Here is a 16745-nt window from a genome sequence, read left to right on the forward strand (position 1 = left end):
CTTTGAAGTTATATCATTTTATAAGACTTTATTTTGAAATCAGCAGTTTCTGTGAACTTGTGATATGTTCAGATTTCACTTCAACGATATAAGCACCCTGTACCAGCTTCTCCGTATTCAGGGTAAGGGTCTGGGGACCGCTGTTGAGGATTTCAGATTTTTCAAGCAATACTTTCCCTGAAAAATCCATCAGTCTTACCGATACCAGTTCTCTTTTAGGAAGGTTGGTCTGTAGGTCCACATGGCTTTTAGCGGGATTAGGAACCATGATAATTCCTTTTTGTTCCTCTGCCTGAAGTTCTGTTTTAGCAATGCTCTCAAGATCGGAAAGTGGAGATTTCAATGCAATTGCTCCGCCTTCTTTTGTTGGTACAGTGTCTCTTTTTGAGTAGCAGAATGTAAAACATCTTGTACATATGATCATTTTATCTTTCTTTTCAGTAACGCAGATCGTATACGTTCCGGGAGTAGTATACGTATGGCTTAGAGTAGATATAATGTAAGGTGAAGAAGTTCCGTCACCCCATGCCACGGTATAAGTACTTCCCGGATTGTTAGGCGTAGAAACCAGAACAGGATTCGTAAGGGTTAAGTTAGCGGTAGCCGTATTGGTTACGGTGCTGAATGAAGTGTCAAGTTTAAAATCCGCAGTACATCCGTCACATGATTTCACACAGATATTATCGTACCATACTCTTTCGCTTGGGTTTGAGGTATAATCCGGAGATATCATAACAGCCGTGGAATTGTTCATAATGTTATTAAAATCAGCAGTCGTTACTGCTGAGCCTAACGTCCATGTTCCATCCGAATTGCTTGGAAGGGTAGTTCCTGTACCATTAGCGATCGGTGCACGTACACGAACCCATCCGCTTCCCGGAGTTACGGTGACATTGGCTACAAAAGTGATATACTGATTGCCGGACATGATGTAGATGGTAGGATGAATAGGAGCACCATAGCCACCATCTTTTTCAAGATAGAAATCAAAATAAAGACACTGGCCTAAAAATCTTTGCCCTAGATTTTTAAAATCAGAAGGGTTGATATACCATGATCCACCTGATTTATCATCAAGAATAATATACTGGGAACCATCCAGCGTATTCGGGGTACCGGCAGAAACCCCTACATTTCCGTTGGGATAAGGAGCAGGAGTCCAAAGTCCGGGAGGATTATTGGGGTCATTAAAATCTGAACATGGTGCCTGGGCATTTACCATAAGGCATCCTAAAAGAAGATAAATAGTTAAAAAATACATTCTTACCATAATATTATATTGATTTTATACATCAAAAACCAACAAAAACTTTAAGGATTAATAGTTATTTTGGGTATAGGTTAAAATTAGAATAGTTTTTAAAATCTCTTTAATGTGAATTAATAAGTGAATACATTTTTCTAATAAGTGAAGCCTTGCTGCTATTAATTGTAATTAAAAAAAGGAAAGCTGAGATTGCTCAGGTCTTTTCTGCAGCAAACCAGTTATATTTGTTAGAACAGAGCCCAAAACCACTCTAATACCATGAAAATTATAAAAACTGCAATACCGGAAGGATCTGTTTTATTCAAAGAAGAAAAATTTTTTGATTATGCAGACAGTTTTAAAGGAGAATTGAATACTAAACGAAATATCAGTACGAACGAAATAGGCAGGGCTTTTTTCACCAGTACACCTCAGTGGGGGAAGAACATGTTTGCTTTCAGAAACAGCATCGTTAAAATGTTCGGACTGAAAACCGGAACAGATAAGAGTAAGTCGTTATCACCTGATGATTTTAAACTTGAAGTGGGAGATCAGATAGGAATTTTCAAAATATTCGATAAGACGGATCACGAAATTATCATAGGTGAGAATGATAAGCACCTTGATTTCAGGGTTTCAATTTTTTATGATAATGCACAACACAGCACTGAAAATAGTGTTTTAACAATTTCAACTACCGTGAAATACCACAACCGGATGGGAATGCTGTATTTCATTCCCGTGCGTCCTTTCCACCAATTGATTGTTCCGGTAATGCTGAAAAAAATGATGGCAAAACTGGAAGGCAGATAACAAAACGGAAATATATTCCGGCTGCAGTTTTTAATCTAAATTCTCAATCTTGTTTAAAAAATCATTCTTTTTACGCACAGAAACATCCAGGACAGAATGGTCTGCCATCACTACCTGCCCGCCTTTCCCTTTAATGTATTCTTTAAGGTGAAAAAGATTAATCAGATGTTTATGATGGATCCTGAAAAAATTATATTTTGTAAGATGTTCCTCAAATTCATGCAGTGTTTTGGAAACAATGACCTTCGTTTTATCCGTAAGATAAAAGGTGGTATAGCTGGAATCTGCCTCACAACGGATAATATCGCTGATATTGGTCAATTTGAAGCCCTGAAGGGTAGGAAGACTGATCTTGTTCTCGCTGGAAGAAATACCCGGCTGGCTTTTACTTTTTTTAATGGTTTCCAGCACTTTATTGACAGCAATGATAAAGTCTATTTTTTTAATGGGTTTAAGTAAATAATCTGCCGCACCGTTTTTAATAGCCTGAATGGCAAAATTTTCAAATGCGGTAATGAAAATGATCCGGGAGTCTATTTCTCTGAACTTTGAAAGCAGGTCAAAAGCAGTACCGTCTTTCAGCTGCACATCCAGAAAAAGAATATCCGGGGAATTTTTAGTAAGATAAATATAAGCTTCCTCTACGCTTGATGCCTGAAATACCGTCTGGATCTCAGGAAATTCATTCTTCAGTAGAAGAGCGATATAATCTCTTCCGTCCTGTTCATCATCAATGATGCATACCTGTATTTTGGTTTTCATAAGGTTTTATATAAAGTTTAATCTGCGTTCCCGGTCTTTGCTCTTTTTCGGAGAGATCATAAATTTCCAGTATAATATGAGTCTCAAAAAGTTGCCTGAATGTTTCAATTCTTTTCTGGGATAATCTTACCCCGAAAGAATCAGGGCTGGTTTTCCTTTTGCTGTTAATGCCCGTGCCATTATCTTCTATGGTGACACAGATTGATGTTCCGGTATGCTCAAAAGACACCCGTATATTTCCTTTTCTGTCCTTTAAACCTGCAATTCCGTGTTTTATGGCGTTTTCCACAAAAGGCTGAATCAGCAAGGAAGGAAGCACCCAGCTTTCGTTGATGTTTTCAGATAAAGTAATTTTATAGTCGAACAGATCTTTTAACCTGAGTTTTTCCATATTCAGATATAATGAAAGATAATCTGCTTCATCTTTGATAGACATGAAGGTTTTTTCTGAATAATGCAGGGTCTTTCGGATCATTTGAGCAAATATCTCAAGATAATTTTCTGTTTCTTTATAATCTTCTTTATACAGAAGATATTGGATAGAATTGAGGCAGTTATAAATGAAATGAGGATTAATTTGAGCCTTTATCGCCTGCAGTTCCAGTTCAGCGATCTTTTTTTCATAGTATAACGTTTCCAGTTTTTTATTTCTTTTCTTCTGAAAATAAAAGGTGATAAGGATAAACAGGCCAGCAACACCCAGACTGATGATCATCAGCTTGAACCACCAGGTCTGCCAGAATTGCGGAAGAATCTCAAATTGCAGATTCGTTGAGGCATAAGACTGTTTTCCATTGTATCCGATCCCAAAGATCTTAAATGTATAATTACCCGGAGGAAGAGAAGAAAAAATGATCTTCTGGGAAGTGCCCGTTTGCCAGCCATTGCTGAGTCCCTCGATTTTGTACCGGTAACTTATCTTTCCCTGGGAAATAAAATCCGGAAAACTTACATTGAAGGTAACGTCATTATCAGGAGTCTGGCCCGTTAATGGCTGTCTGGTATCAAAAATTTCCCTGCCGCCAATGATAACTGAATTGATGATTACTTTTTTGTTGATAAATTTCTTCTGGCTCATTAGATTTTTAACAGAAAGAATTCCCAGTCCTTTTGAAGTTCCCACATAGATGGTATCACCGGAAATGATACATCCGGATACTGAATTTGATGGCAGGCCGTCTGTCTGTGTGAAGTTATTGATACTGATATCAGTTCCTTTAAGCTCAATCCTGCTGAGTCCATAATTGGTACTTGCCCAAAATACATGGTTGTTTTCTACTTCAATTTTTTTGATCTGGCCTGTAATCAATCCAATTTTTTCCGTAATCTTTCTGAGGATTTTAGAATGATCAAAAATAATGATCCCGTTAACGTTGGTAGCTCCGATATATAGATTGTCACCGAACTTTTTAAGATCTGTAAAGTAATATCCCTGGAGAAATAGTTTTTTCTTTTTAGAAGTAGTATTCACTTTATAAAGATCCTTAAAGTTCCCGGCAAACAAGCTATCCTTGGCATAGGGAAGAGCTGTATACATTCTTTCTTTGCTGAGTATTTCAGTATAACTGCCTGTTTTATAATTATAGGCAACAAGTCCGTCGGATGTGCATAATATAATAGATCCTGGTGTATAGGGCACAATATTTTTTAAAAGATAATCCTTTAAAATTTTTTTTTCCCTCGTCAGGATATCATACTGAAACAGGCTTCTTGTAAGCCCGAATATCACAGTGTTTCCCTCAGAAAATATAGATTTGTGCTCTATTTTAATGTTTTTTTCAAAAACAAGATCCGTTACATGCCCATTATGGTAAATGCCACTTTTAGCTTCGTTATAGCCCAGGAAAATACCATGGCTGTTTTTGGCAATGGCCTTTATATTGGATGAATTATTTTTGATCGGAAAATGGACATAATTTTTAAAAAACTGGTCAGCAATGAAAAAGATGCCATTATTCCGAGTAGAAAACCAGGTATTGTTGTCTTTATCCACTAAAATATCGTTGAGGATGTAGTTTTCCATCATTCTGACGGGATCGGAAAGTTTGCTGTTATCAAATAAAGGTTGTTTGAAATAAAGAGCTCCGCCCTCTTCAGGACACAGCCAGAGCCGGTAGTTACGATCTATGACGAGCCGGTGAATATTTTCCTTTGCGGTATAGCTTTTAAGTTTTTTGAAGTAAATTTTGTTGTAAAGCTGGTAAACCTCTACCGTTCTTTTGTTTCTGAAAACAAAAATGTCACCCTTCCTTAATGTGACCGTGTTTTTCTTAAGAGAAATATTGCAGATTGTTTTCTTTTTTGTGATGATATTATAAGCCTGAATGTTTTCAGTTTTTTCCTGATTGAACAGATACAGCATTTGATCAGCGATATTCAGACCGAAAGCATAATAAGGAGCTGTCAGGCTGCTCTTGATTGCCAAAGGAATCCTGCTCACTCTTTCATTCCCATACACGTAGATATTGTCAGGATTATAGGTAGAAAACAGGTAAAGAGATTCACCATCAACATAATAGTCGGGATTAACGGTGAACTGCATTTTTTGTAATTCGCTGTTAGAATCCGAGTTGATAATTCTGCCGTTTTTCAAATAAGCAAAATCATTCAGAAAAGGGGCAATAAAAATTTCCCCGTTGGATAAAGGGATACATGACAGGGCTTCGATGTTTTTTAAGCCCTGCTTATTGTTGAAATGCTTAAATTCCTTTCCGTCAAACCGGAACAATCCGTTATCACTTCCTATCCATAAAAACCCGGTTTTATCCTGACTGAGCGAGTAGGTATACGAATTGTTCAGACCATCCCCATCATTATAATTGACCATTCCGGGAATCTGGGCAAATAATAATGATGATGATAATATAAAAGAGAATAGATGAAAAAGTATAATTTTTTTCACTAGATATTGAATAATACGGTAAATATATGATTTGATTAATAATAATACAATATTTAAGGTTAAATACTGAAAAAAAACGAATCGAAAAATTCGTATAATTTTGTACAATTTCGTACTTTTGTGTGTTTGCTGAAATCATATATGTCACAAGAAATAAATCCAATCTACTCCGAAGATAATATCAGAACCCTCGACTGGCAGGAACACATCCGTCTGCGCCCCGGAATGTACATCGGGAAGCTAGGAGACGGCTCCTCTGCGGACGACGGTATTTACATTCTGCTCAAAGAAATTCTGGACAACTCTATTGATGAGTTCAGAATGAAATCTGGGAAAAGAATTGAAATAAAAGTGGACGACGGTAAAGTCAGCATCCGTGACTTTGGCCGTGGAATCCCACTGGGAAAGGTCGTAGATGCCGTTTCCAAAATGAATACAGGAGGAAAATACGATAGTAAAGCCTTCAAGAAATCTGTAGGATTGAATGGGGTGGGTACCAAAGCTGTTAATGCCCTTTCAGAGTATTTCCGCGTAAGGTCTTTCCGTGAAGGAAAAATGAAGATGGCGGAATTTTCCAGGGGACTGATTACTGAAAACCATGAAGAAAAAGATACTTCGGACCGAAACGGAACTGAAATATCCTTTATTCCTGATGGTGAGATCTTCCTTCATTTCAAATACAGGAAAGAATATATAGAAAAAATGCTGCGCAACTATGCGTACCTGAACCCCGGTTTGAAGATTATTTTCAACGGTGAGACCTATTATTCTGAAAACGGACTTAAAGATCTTTTGGAAGAAGAGATGGAAAACGAAATTCTGTATTCCATTATTCACCTGAAAGATACCGATATAGAATTGGCTATTACGCATTCTGACAAATCACAGACAGAAACCTATTTTTCTTTCGTGAACGGACAGAATACCACGCAGGGAGGAACGCACCTTAATGCTTTCCGTGAAGCATATGTAAAGACGATCCGTGAATTTTTCAATAAAAACTTTGATGCTTCAGATATCAGAAAATCTATCATTGCAGCCATTTCTATCAACGTAGAAGAACCTGTATTCGAATCCCAGACGAAAACAAAGCTGGGATCCAGTGATATGGGACCCAACGGACCTACCGTAAGGACTTTTATCATTGATTTTCTGAAGAGCAAACTCGATAATTTCCTTCATAAAAACCCTGAAATTGCCGAAGCGATCCAAAGAAAGATTCTTATTTCCGAAAGAGAAAGAAAAGAACTTTCAGGAATCCAGAAGCTGGCAAGAGAAAGAGCAAAAAAAGTATCCCTTCACAATAAGAAGCTCCGTGATTGCAGACAGCATTATAACGACCAGAAGAATGAAAGAAAAGGGGAGACCCAGATTTTCATTACCGAGGGAGATTCCGCATCCGGATCTATCACCAAATCAAGAGACGTTGAGACCCAGGCCGTATTCTCTCTGAAAGGAAAACCTTTGAACTGCTACGGACTGACTAAAAAAGTAGTATACGAGAATGAAGAGTTTAACCTTCTTCAGGCTGCTCTGAATATTGAAGAAAGTCTCGAAGATCTGAGATACAATCAGGTAATTATATCTACCGATGCCGACGTGGATGGTATGCATATCCGTCTTCTGATGATTACATTTTTCCTTCAGTTTTTCCCTGATCTGATTAAAAATGGACATCTTTATATTCTTCAGACCCCATTGTTCAGGGTGAGAAATAAAAAAGAGACAAGATACTGCTACACCGAAATGGAAAGAATAAAAGCTTTGAACGAACTTGGGAAAAACCCTGAAATTACCCGATTTAAAGGACTTGGAGAGATTTCACCCGATGAGTTCAAACATTTTATCGGAAAAGATATCCGTCTGGAGCCTGTAGTAATAGGCAAAGACCAGACAATAGATCAGCTGCTTGAATTTTATATGGGTAAAAATACACCGGACAGGCAGGTGTTTATTCTTGAAAATCTTGTAGTGGAAGATCCGGATATTGATAAAAAAGAAACCTTGGATGAAGTAGCAAACTAAAAATTAAACCAATAAACACAAATATCACAAATGAGACTCAGCAACCGCAACAAAGCTTCGGTTTACAATTTTGTACATACATTACTGATAATGATGGCCATATTTGGAATTGCAGCATTTTTGTTAAATGAATACAGGTTTCATGCTGTAGGAAAAGAAAGTTATATTCTTCTTATTGTTCCAGTCATACTAATGGTGATTTTTCACCTGAACGGCAGACAAATATTTGAATATGACAGTGATGGAGAAGCACTGAATTTTAAGAACAGAAATATCATTCCTTTTTTGGACAGACCTCTTCATGATGAATTTCCAAAATATAAATTGATAACATACGAGATCGTCAGTATTTTTTTTATTAAAAGACTATACGTGACCATCTCAAGCAAGAACAATGGCTCTACCATCCTCAAATATGAAATATCTTATTTGAGTAGAAAAGAAGTAAATGATTTAAAACTCTCTCTGAATAAAGTAGTACAAATTAATAAAGAGAAAAACGATTAAAAACAGATGACGACAGAAGAAAACTCGCACGAAGGTGAGAGCTTGAAAAAAGTCTCAGGACTTTATAAAGACTGGTTTCTGGACTATGCTTCCTATGTAATTCTGGATAGAGCGATTCCTTCCGTTTATGATGGGCTTAAGCCTGTTCAGAGAAGGATCATGCACTCTATGCGGGAACTGGAGGACGGCCGTTACAATAAAGTAGCCAATATCGTAGGAAATACTATGAAATACCATCCTCACGGAGATGCTTCCATTACGGATGCCATGGTACAGATTGGCCAGAAAGAACTTCTGATAGATACTCAGGGAAACTGGGGGAATATCTATACCGGAGACTCAGCAGCAGCGGCAAGATATATTGAGGCCAGGCTGACCCCTTTCGCACTGGAAGTGGTCTTTAACCCTAAGACTACAGAATGGGCAAAATCCTATGACGGCAGAAATAATGAGCCTATTGATCTTCCCGTAAAATTCCCCCTATTGCTTGCACAAGGAGTAGAAGGAATTGGTGTAGGACTTTCTACAAAAATTCTTCCCCATAATTTCAACGAGCTTATCAATGCATCTGTTGCTCATTTAAAAGGAAAGAAATTTGAACTGTTTCCTGACTTTATGACCGCCGGTTACCTTGATGTTTCCGAATATAATGACGGACACAGGGGCGGTAAGGTAAGAGCCAGAGCCAGAATTACCCAGACCGATAAGCATACGCTGGTAATCTCGGAGCTTCCTTTCTCAAAAAATACAGGCGACCTGATAGACTCTATCCTGAAGGCCAATGAAAAAGGAAAGATCAAGATCAAAAAGATTGAAGATAATACCTCTGATACGGTAGAGATCCTTGTTCATCTTCACAATGATGTGTCACCGGATAAAACCATAGATGCGCTCTATGCATTTACAGACTGCCAGGTAACTATCTCTCCGAATGCATGCGTAATCGTAGGAGATAAACCGATGTTCATGAATGTTTCCGATATCCTGAAAATGAATACGGAACATACAGTTTCATTGCTTAAGAAAGAGCTTGAAATTGAACTTCACGAGCTTCAGGAAAGCTGGCATTTCTCTTCACTGGAAAGAATCTTTATTGAAAACAGGATTTATCATGATATTGAAGAGGTAAAGACCTGGGAGGATGTTATTGCAACCATTGATAAAGGATTAAAGCCTCACACAAAGCATCTTTTAAGAGCGGTAACAGAAGAGGATATTTTGAAACTGACGGAGATCAGAATTAAGAGAATTTCAAGATTCGATTTAGATAAATTTAAAGAAAATATAGCTGCTTTAGAGGGCAAAATAGAACAGGTAAAACATCACCTTGCCAACCTGATTGCTTATGCCATTGAGTACTATTTAAATATTCAGAAAAAATACGGAAAAGATAAGCAGAGAAAAACAGAGCTTAGGATTTTTGATACTATTGATGCCACAAAAGTAGCAGTAGCCAATGAAAAGTTCTATGCCAATTTTGAAGAAGGATTTATCGGTACCTCACTGAAAAAAGACCAATACCTTTTTGACTGTTCGGATATTGATGATATCATCATATTCAGAAAAGACGGAACGATGAAGGTTGTAAAGGTGGATGCCAAAACATTCGTTGGAAAAGATATCCTGCATGTTGCCATATGGAAGAAGAACGATAAAAGAACAGTCTATAATATGATCTACCGTGAAGGCAGAGACGGACCTTATTATATGAAACGTTTTTCTGTAACGGCGGTGACCAGAAACACAGATTATCCGCTGGCTTCTGATAAAAAAGGTTCCGAAACCCTGTATTTCTCGGCCAATCCAAATGGGGAAGCGGAAACAGTAACTGTCCTTTTAAAACCGAATCCAAGAATCAGGAAAAATAAAATGGAAATTGATTTCTCTGAACTTGCTATCAAAGGAAGAGATTCTAAAGGAAACCTGGTGACCAAATATTCTGTGAAAAAGGTGGATTTGAAGGAAGAAGGCGTTTCTACACTGGCTCCCAGAAAAATCTGGTTTGATGATACGGTAAGAAGACTGAATGCCGATGCGAGAGGGACTCTTTTAGGTAGTTTTAAAGGAGATGATAAAATTCTGACAATCAATACCAATGGTGAGGTGAAGCTGGTGTCTTTCGACCTTGGAAACCGTTTCGATGATGAATATCTGGTGCTGGAAAAATGGAAGCCGCAACAGCCGGTAACCTGCATTTACTACGACGGAGAAAAGGAAATGTATTTTATCAAAAGATTCCTTCTGGAAAATACAGCCAATATACAGACCTTTATGCCTTCTGAACACCCGAAATCATTCATTGAAAACGTAATTGTAGCAGACGGTGCTTCAGCAGAAATCATTTTTGCTAAGGATAAAGGCAAAGACCGTGACCCGGAAACCATACCTATTGACGAGTTCATTGCTGTAAAAGGAATCAAGGCAATTGGAAACCAGTTCACGAAATTTAAAGTAAAAACAATCAATATCACGATTCCTGAACCTGTAGAAGAAGAACCGGAAGTATATGAAGAACCCGAAACAGGAGACGGTATTGTAGATGATGACCGGACCGTCATCGGAGATCTGTTTGAAGGCGGTGAACCAGAAAATTAAGAATTAAAATTATGAATATTCTCATCTTATTTATTATAATTACGGCCATTATCAGTTTTGTTGCCTTCAACAATCCGGGGATCACTGAGAAATATAAATTCAGTGTAGGAGCTATTCTGGGCAGAAAAGAATACATCCGTCTGCTTTCATCTGGGTTTCTGCATGCTGATATCATGCACCTGGTATTTAATATGATGACGCTGTATTTCTTTGGACCGATTATCATTCAGACTTTCGGAAATCTCGGTTTCACGATTGTATATCTGGGGTCCATATTGCTGGGAAATTTTCTCTCGCTTTACATTTACCAAAAACAGCCGTGGTATTCCGCGGTAGGTGCAAGTGGAGGTGTTTCAGGGATATTATTTGCATCTATAGCTATGATGCCTGATATCGGTATCTATATCTTCTTTATTCCGATTCCGGTTAAAGGCTATATTTTCGGACTGCTGTACTTTGGATATTCTGTGTATATGATGATGAACCCTAGACAGCATGATAATATCGGCCATGCGGCACATCTTGGAGGCGCATTTTTCGGATTGGTTTATGCAGTGGCTGTAGCTCCGGATGCTGCTATGCATAATGCTCTGTATCTGGGAATCATGTCACTACCGCTGATCTATCTGGGCTATGAAATTTTCGTCAGGAAAAGAATAGGATAAAAAGATTTATCTTTAATCAAAATATCAAGACCAATGAACACATCAGAATTAAACCGTTTCATCGTTGTATTAATCTATGGTTCATTGGTCTTGCTTTCTTTACTGAAACTGTCCAATCCGTTGCGGGTAAACAGAAAGGCCAACTTCTGGTTTGGTATATTTCTTTTTTTATGGTCAAGTTTCTGGCTGGATGAGGTTCTTACCCTAGTGAATAGTGCTCCGGTAGAAGTACATTCCATCATTTCCGTTCAGATGATCCAGTTTCTCACGCCCATTATGTTCTATTTCAGTGTGTTATTTTACACCAATCCTGCATTTAAATTTAAAATTTCAGACCTGAAATACCTTATTCTGCCTGTTGTTTTTTGGATCAATATTCTGTTACAGCGTTTTGGTGGATTTGATGATCATACTGTTTTTAATTTTGTTTTTATCGGCTTAATCCTTGTACAGGCCTTATTCTATACCGGTCTTTCATATTTCACCATCCGGAAGCACAAAAAAAGGATCCAGCAGTTTTCTGCGAATACAGAAGGTATCAACCTGAACTGGCTCGAATATATTACTGTCATTATTTTCATTATTAATATTGCTTACATAGTTTATAATTTATCCTATGATTCCACTGCCCTGAATTTTTTCATTAACGGAGCTTTTCTGCTGGTTATTTATTTTGTAGGGTATTATTCCTTAAAGCAGAAAGAAATTTATCCCCTGGAAGAAAAGCAGCGTGATGAATTGATTTCTATTGATGAAGATCCCGAGAGAGAAGAAGTAAAGAAAAAGCTGCTCCCCGATGAAGAACTGCTGAAGATCAAAAGTCAGCTGGAAGAAATCATGGATAAGCAAAAGCCCTATCTGGACAGCGAGCTGAACCTGATCAGGCTTTCCGAACTGTTGTCTATTTCTACACACCATCTGTCTTATGTGATTAATGCCGGATTTAAGAAGAACTTTTTTCAATACGTGAATGAATACAGAATTGAGTATGCCAAAAAACTTCTCAAAGACCCTCAAAGCAAACTGTCAATTTTAGGGATCGCCTACGAATCCGGATTCAATTCCAAAACTTCTTTCAATACCACTTTTAAAAAGCTGACAGATCAGACTCCTTCCGAGTATAAAAATGGTTCAGGTTTATAAGTTTTAACGTTCTTTTTTAATTAATTAATTGTTTTTCAATATGTTATATAGATTTATTTTTAATTTAAAAATAGGTTCACTCAGATAACCCTGAACATTCAAAGATACTTTTCCGGATAGCTTTGTATCATAAAATTGTTTTATGGATACCAAAGAATCATATGCTGTAGTAACGGGAGCGAGCCAGGGACTTGGAAAAGCATTTGCAGAAAACCTAGCCAGTAAGAATATCAATGTCATTTTGGTAAGCCTTCCGGGGCAACATTTAAAAGAATTGTCTCGGCGGCTTGAAGAAACCTATCGGATCAGGGCAGAGTATTATGAAGTAGACCTTTCGGTGAATGAAAATGTCATGAAGCTTACAGAATGGCTGAACCGGTCTTTTGAAATTCATATCCTGATCAATAATGCGGGGCTTGGAGGCACGAAGAAATTTGTAGATGCTTCGCCGTCTTATATCAATACCATTTTACAGGTGAATGTAACAGCAACCTCACTAATCACCCATCAGCTGTTACCTAATCTGTTAAGACAGCCTAAAGCCTATATTCTGAATGTATCAAGTATGGCTGCTTTTTCACCCATAGGTTTCAAAACGGTATATCCGGCTTCCAAAACCTTTATCCATTCATTTTCAAGAGGACTTCATGAAGAGCTGAAGGACACTAATGTCTTTGTAAGCGTTGTGAATCCCGGAGCGATGAAAACCAATATCGATGTCTGCAAAAGAATTGAAAAGCAAGGTGTTTTAGGAAAGCTTACCCTCCTGGACCCAAACAAAGTGGCAGCTTACTGCATCAGGCAACTTTTCAAAAAAGATTCCGTTATTATGGTGAATCCCATAAGCTGGCTGATTATGAAGATCCTGCCTATATGGATTAAGCTGCCTCTGATGACCAGTGCCATTAAAAAAGAAATAGAAGCATGAAAAAAGTTTTCGTGACCGGAGCCACAGGGCTTCTGGGAACTAATACCATTATTAAATTATTACAATATGATTATTCTGTTACTGCTCTGGTGCGCAAGAAAAGCAGCTGGATGGGCGAAGAAAATGAAAATCTCAGGCTCATAGAAGGAGACCTGTTCTCGGATATTTCAGAGCATCTGCAGGATGTGGGTACTGTTATTCATATTGCGGCGGAAACCAGTCAGGACCTGTTGCGTTATGAAGATTATAAAAAGACGAATTATGATGCTGTAGTTAATCTGTTTGCTCAAACTGTATCAGTGGGAGTAGAAAAATTCCTGTTCGTAAGTACGGCCAATACTTTAGGCTATGGAAATTCTGCTCCCTGGGGAAATGAAGAAGCTCCTCAGCTGTATCCTTTTACCCGTTCCTATTATGCCAAAAGCAAACTGGAAACGGAGAATTACCTTTTGCAGCAGAGAAAGGAAACAAAAGTAGTTATTGTAAACCCTACCTTCATGATCGGGGCCAACGACCGCAAGCCGAGTTCGGGGAAAATTATCTTTTGGGCCTGGAAAAAGAAGCTTGTTTTCTATCCAAAAGGCGGAAAAAACTTTGTACATGCAGAAGACGTGGCGGAAGGAATTATAAAAGCCATTGAAAATGGTAAAAATGGCGAAAAATACCTGCTGGCCAATGAAAACCTGACTTACAAAGAGTTTTTTGGAAAAGTAAATGCCATAACAGGACAGGCTCCCGTTATGATCCCAATACCAAGCTCAGGACTTGCCATACTCGGAATAATAGGAGACATACTGAGAAAACTGAAAATAAAAACCAGCCTGAGTTCTCCTAATATGAAAGCTTTAAGAATTAATAATTATTACTCCAACCGGAAATCTTCAGAGGAATTGGGGATCCGGTATCAACCTGTTGATAAAGCGGTTGAAGATGCGATCTGCTTTTTTGAAAAAGAAAAGCGAGGAAGCTAAGATTGGCGCACAGATATAAATAGCTAGAATACTAGAATATATAAGTCCTGTTCATCCATCCGCTTCATCAGATCAACTTGTTGATCGCATCTTTGCTTTTTTTAATAAACACTAACAATGGTAAACCTTTGCGTTAAACTATTCCCACAGATCCGTGTTGTTTTTAGATTTATAAAAGAGCAGATGGATATTTTTTAAAATAATTGTCAGTTTCCCAGCCTTTCCAAAGCATTTTCAAGTGTTTCAGTGAAATTAATATGTTTTGTTTTATTGCTTTCGAAAATGAAATCCCTGATGCTTTTGCTTTGATACTTTTCAAAATCCCCTACAATGGCAAGGCCCATGCGGTAATTAGAGAATTTTTGTAGAATATCTCCTGCTATTTTTGTTTTCAGATCAAAGAATTCAGGGGTGAGATTCTTCTCATAGATAATCAGCTTATCGAAACCCTGATAATAAATATTTCCAAGAAGATCCAATCCGTCCTGAGCAGACTGAATAATGATGTCAGCGGAAACAATTTCGGCTATTTTAATTTCATTGACAGAGTGTGCGATAATTTCCATGATTCAATTTTTATTTTTTTCCAGCAATAAAGCGGTCATTTTCAGATAAATCTTTGATCAGTTGGGCTTCAGAAAAATATCCGGTATACAATTCAAGGGTTTCAGGACCAAGTTTCTGATTGATTTCCAAAAATAAAAAACCATTGTCTTTCAGGTATTGTTGAGCATCTTCTGCGATTTTCCTGTAGAAGATTAATGCATCCTTCACAGGAGAGAAGAGTGCCATTTTGGGTTCAAATTCCTTGACAGAATCAGCGATCTCAATTTCTTCTTCAATTCCTATATAAGGAGGATTGGAAATAATAATATCATAGCTTTCCGTTAATTCAAAGTTCAGATAATCTGCATGAATAAAGTTGATTTCCAACTGATGATGTTCTGCATTTCGCTTAGCCGTTTTCAAGGCTTTTTCCGATAAATCAATGGATGTAATTTTCGCTCCGGGAAAATGTTTTTTTAAAACCAATGGAATTATACCGCTTCCGGTTCCGATATCCAGAATCTTTAAACCCTGAACATTTAATTCTGAACTTTGAATGGTATGAATTGCCATCTCAAGCAGCTCCTCCGTTTCAGGACGCGGAATAAGGACATGTTCATCCACGAAAAACAACATTCCGTAAAATTCTGTTTCCCCAAGGATCTGTTGATAGGGTCTTCCGGTTTTTAGATCAGAAATAACCTGAACAAGCTTTTTTTCATCATCAATAAGAAGTTCTTGATGAGAAAGTCTTCTTTGCTGAAACGAGTCAAAGCCTGTAATTTTCTGTATAAAAACACTGCATAAAAAAGCACTTTCCGAATCGTTATAAAGTTCGGAAAGCTCAGTTTTAAAATATTTTTTGAATGCTGATATTGTCATTTATCTTGTGAAAACCAGTTTAGTGTCCGTAGATTTTTCCTCATCGATCAGATAGCCTTCATAGTTGAATGCCTTTACATCATCCAGGGTTTTGGCGTTAGTTTCCGCACAGAACCTTACCATAAGACCTCTTGCATGCTTGGTATAAACAACAATAGTTTTCAGTTTTCCGTCTTTTAATTCATAGAAATCAAAATCGATGATCTTATGATTTAATTTTTTCCTGTCAATTACTTTTCCGTACTCATTGCTGGCCAGATGAAGAAGAATTTCACCCTTTTTCATCTCGGAGTTCAGCTGTTCCGTGATCTTTTCTCTCCAGAATTCATATAGGTTTTTGTATTGATCGAATTCAAAATGACGTCCCATTTCCAGCCTGTATAGCATTACTTTATCGGAAGGCTTCAGCAGACCATATAATCCGGAAAGCATCCTGTAATTTTTCTGTAAATAGTCAACAGCATTTTTGTCCAGGGTTTTTGCATCCAGTCCTCTGTAAACCTCTCCTGTAAAAGCAAATAGGGCAGGAGCAGATTCCTTTGCCGTTGGCTTCGCCTTCCATTTCTGGTTTCTTTCCCAGTTCTCATCGGCCAGCTTAGGTGATATTTCCATTAATTCCGAAAGATATTTCGGAGATTTGTGCTTCAAATAAGACTGGATGAATGCAGCTTCTTCGATGAATTTTGGAGTGGTTGATCTTAATAAGTCAGTTGAATTCTCAACGTTCATCAGTTTCGCTGGAGAAGTTATAATTTTCATA

At 37.7% G+C, this 16745-nt stretch carries 14 protein-coding genes; 8 read left to right on the forward strand and 6 right to left on the reverse strand.

Annotation, left to right across the window (positions count from 1 at the left end):
- Positions 1–28: 28 nt before the first annotated feature.
- Positions 29–1261 (reverse strand): T9SS type A sorting domain-containing protein, encoded by a 1233-nt coding sequence (locus LC418_RS11845; protein ID WP_223559278.1) that lies wholly within the window; start codon positions 1259–1261, stop codon positions 29–31.
- Between the two features lie 264 nt (positions 1262–1525).
- On the opposite strand from LC418_RS11845, the gene LC418_RS11850 reads away from it, so the two are divergent.
- Positions 1526–2059, forward strand: a complete 534-nt coding sequence (locus LC418_RS11850) for a DUF2867 domain-containing protein (RefSeq protein WP_223559279.1) — start codon at positions 1526–1528, stop codon at positions 2057–2059.
- A gap of 30 nt (positions 2060–2089) precedes the next feature.
- On the opposite strand, the gene LC418_RS11855 is transcribed toward LC418_RS11850, so the two are convergent.
- Positions 2090–2821 (reverse strand): LytR/AlgR family response regulator transcription factor, encoded by a 732-nt coding sequence (locus tag LC418_RS11855; protein WP_223559280.1) that lies wholly within the window; start codon positions 2819–2821, stop codon positions 2090–2092.
- Positions 2790–5723, reverse strand: a complete 2934-nt coding sequence (locus LC418_RS21035) for a sensor histidine kinase (protein WP_223559281.1) — start codon at positions 5721–5723, stop codon at positions 2790–2792. The genes LC418_RS11855 and LC418_RS21035 overlap by 32 nt, the downstream gene beginning before the upstream one ends.
- A gap of 141 nt (positions 5724–5864) precedes the next feature.
- Here LC418_RS21035 and LC418_RS11865 point away from each other — a divergent pair, with 141 nt between their 5' ends.
- From LC418_RS11865 to LC418_RS11895, 7 genes are all read left to right on the forward strand, one after another.
- A complete protein-coding gene (locus LC418_RS11865; protein ID WP_111958316.1) occupies positions 5865–7748 on the forward strand; it encodes a DNA topoisomerase IV subunit B in 1884 nt (627 codons plus the stop codon).
- A 90-nt stretch (positions 7749–7838) separates the two neighbouring features.
- A complete protein-coding gene (locus tag LC418_RS11870; RefSeq protein ID WP_223559282.1) occupies positions 7839–8255 on the forward strand; it encodes a hypothetical protein in 417 nt (138 codons plus the stop codon).
- Between the two features lie 6 nt (positions 8256–8261).
- The gene (locus LC418_RS11875; protein WP_223559283.1) at positions 8262–10850 is read left to right on the forward strand and encodes a DNA gyrase/topoisomerase IV subunit A; all 2589 of its coding nucleotides are present in this window, start codon (positions 8262–8264) and stop codon (positions 10848–10850) included.
- An 11-nt stretch (positions 10851–10861) separates the two neighbouring features.
- On the forward strand, positions 10862–11515 hold the full coding sequence (locus tag LC418_RS11880) for a rhomboid family intramembrane serine protease (protein ID WP_111958310.1): 654 nt from the start codon (positions 10862–10864) through the stop codon (positions 11513–11515).
- Between the two features lie 33 nt (positions 11516–11548).
- Entirely contained in the window at positions 11549–12658 is a 1110-nt protein-coding gene (locus LC418_RS11885) for a helix-turn-helix domain-containing protein (protein ID WP_223559284.1), read from the forward strand.
- 142 nt (positions 12659–12800) lie between these two features.
- Positions 12801–13586, forward strand: coding sequence for an SDR family NAD(P)-dependent oxidoreductase (locus tag LC418_RS11890; RefSeq protein WP_111958306.1), 786 nt, complete (start codon positions 12801–12803; stop codon positions 13584–13586).
- Positions 13583–14557, forward strand: coding sequence for an NAD-dependent epimerase/dehydratase family protein (locus LC418_RS11895; RefSeq protein ID WP_223559285.1), 975 nt, complete (start codon positions 13583–13585; stop codon positions 14555–14557). Before LC418_RS11890 ends, LC418_RS11895 begins: the two co-directional genes overlap by 4 nt.
- A 206-nt stretch (positions 14558–14763) precedes the next feature.
- Here LC418_RS11895 and LC418_RS11900 read toward each other — a convergent pair whose 3' ends face one another.
- Genes LC418_RS11900 through yaaA form a run of 3 tightly spaced genes read right to left on the reverse strand, consistent with a single transcriptional unit; the run spans position 14764 to position 16744 of the window.
- On the reverse strand, positions 14764–15123 hold the full coding sequence (locus LC418_RS11900; protein ID WP_223559286.1) for a DUF4180 domain-containing protein: 360 nt from the start codon (positions 15121–15123) through the stop codon (positions 14764–14766).
- 10 nt (positions 15124–15133) lie between these two features.
- Positions 15134–15985: a peptide chain release factor N(5)-glutamine methyltransferase gene (prmC, locus tag LC418_RS11905; protein WP_223559287.1), complete on the reverse strand. Its 852-nt coding sequence runs from the start codon at positions 15983–15985 to the stop codon at positions 15134–15136.
- The gene (gene yaaA / locus LC418_RS11910; RefSeq protein WP_111958298.1) at positions 15986–16744 is read right to left on the reverse strand and encodes a peroxide stress protein YaaA; all 759 of its coding nucleotides are present in this window, start codon (positions 16742–16744) and stop codon (positions 15986–15988) included.
- Between the last annotated feature and the right edge of the window lies 1 nt (position 16745).

Origin of the sequence: Chryseobacterium lathyri, assembly GCF_019970085.1 — a bacterium.
GTDB lineage: Bacteria > Bacteroidota > Bacteroidia > Flavobacteriales > Weeksellaceae > Chryseobacterium > Chryseobacterium lathyri.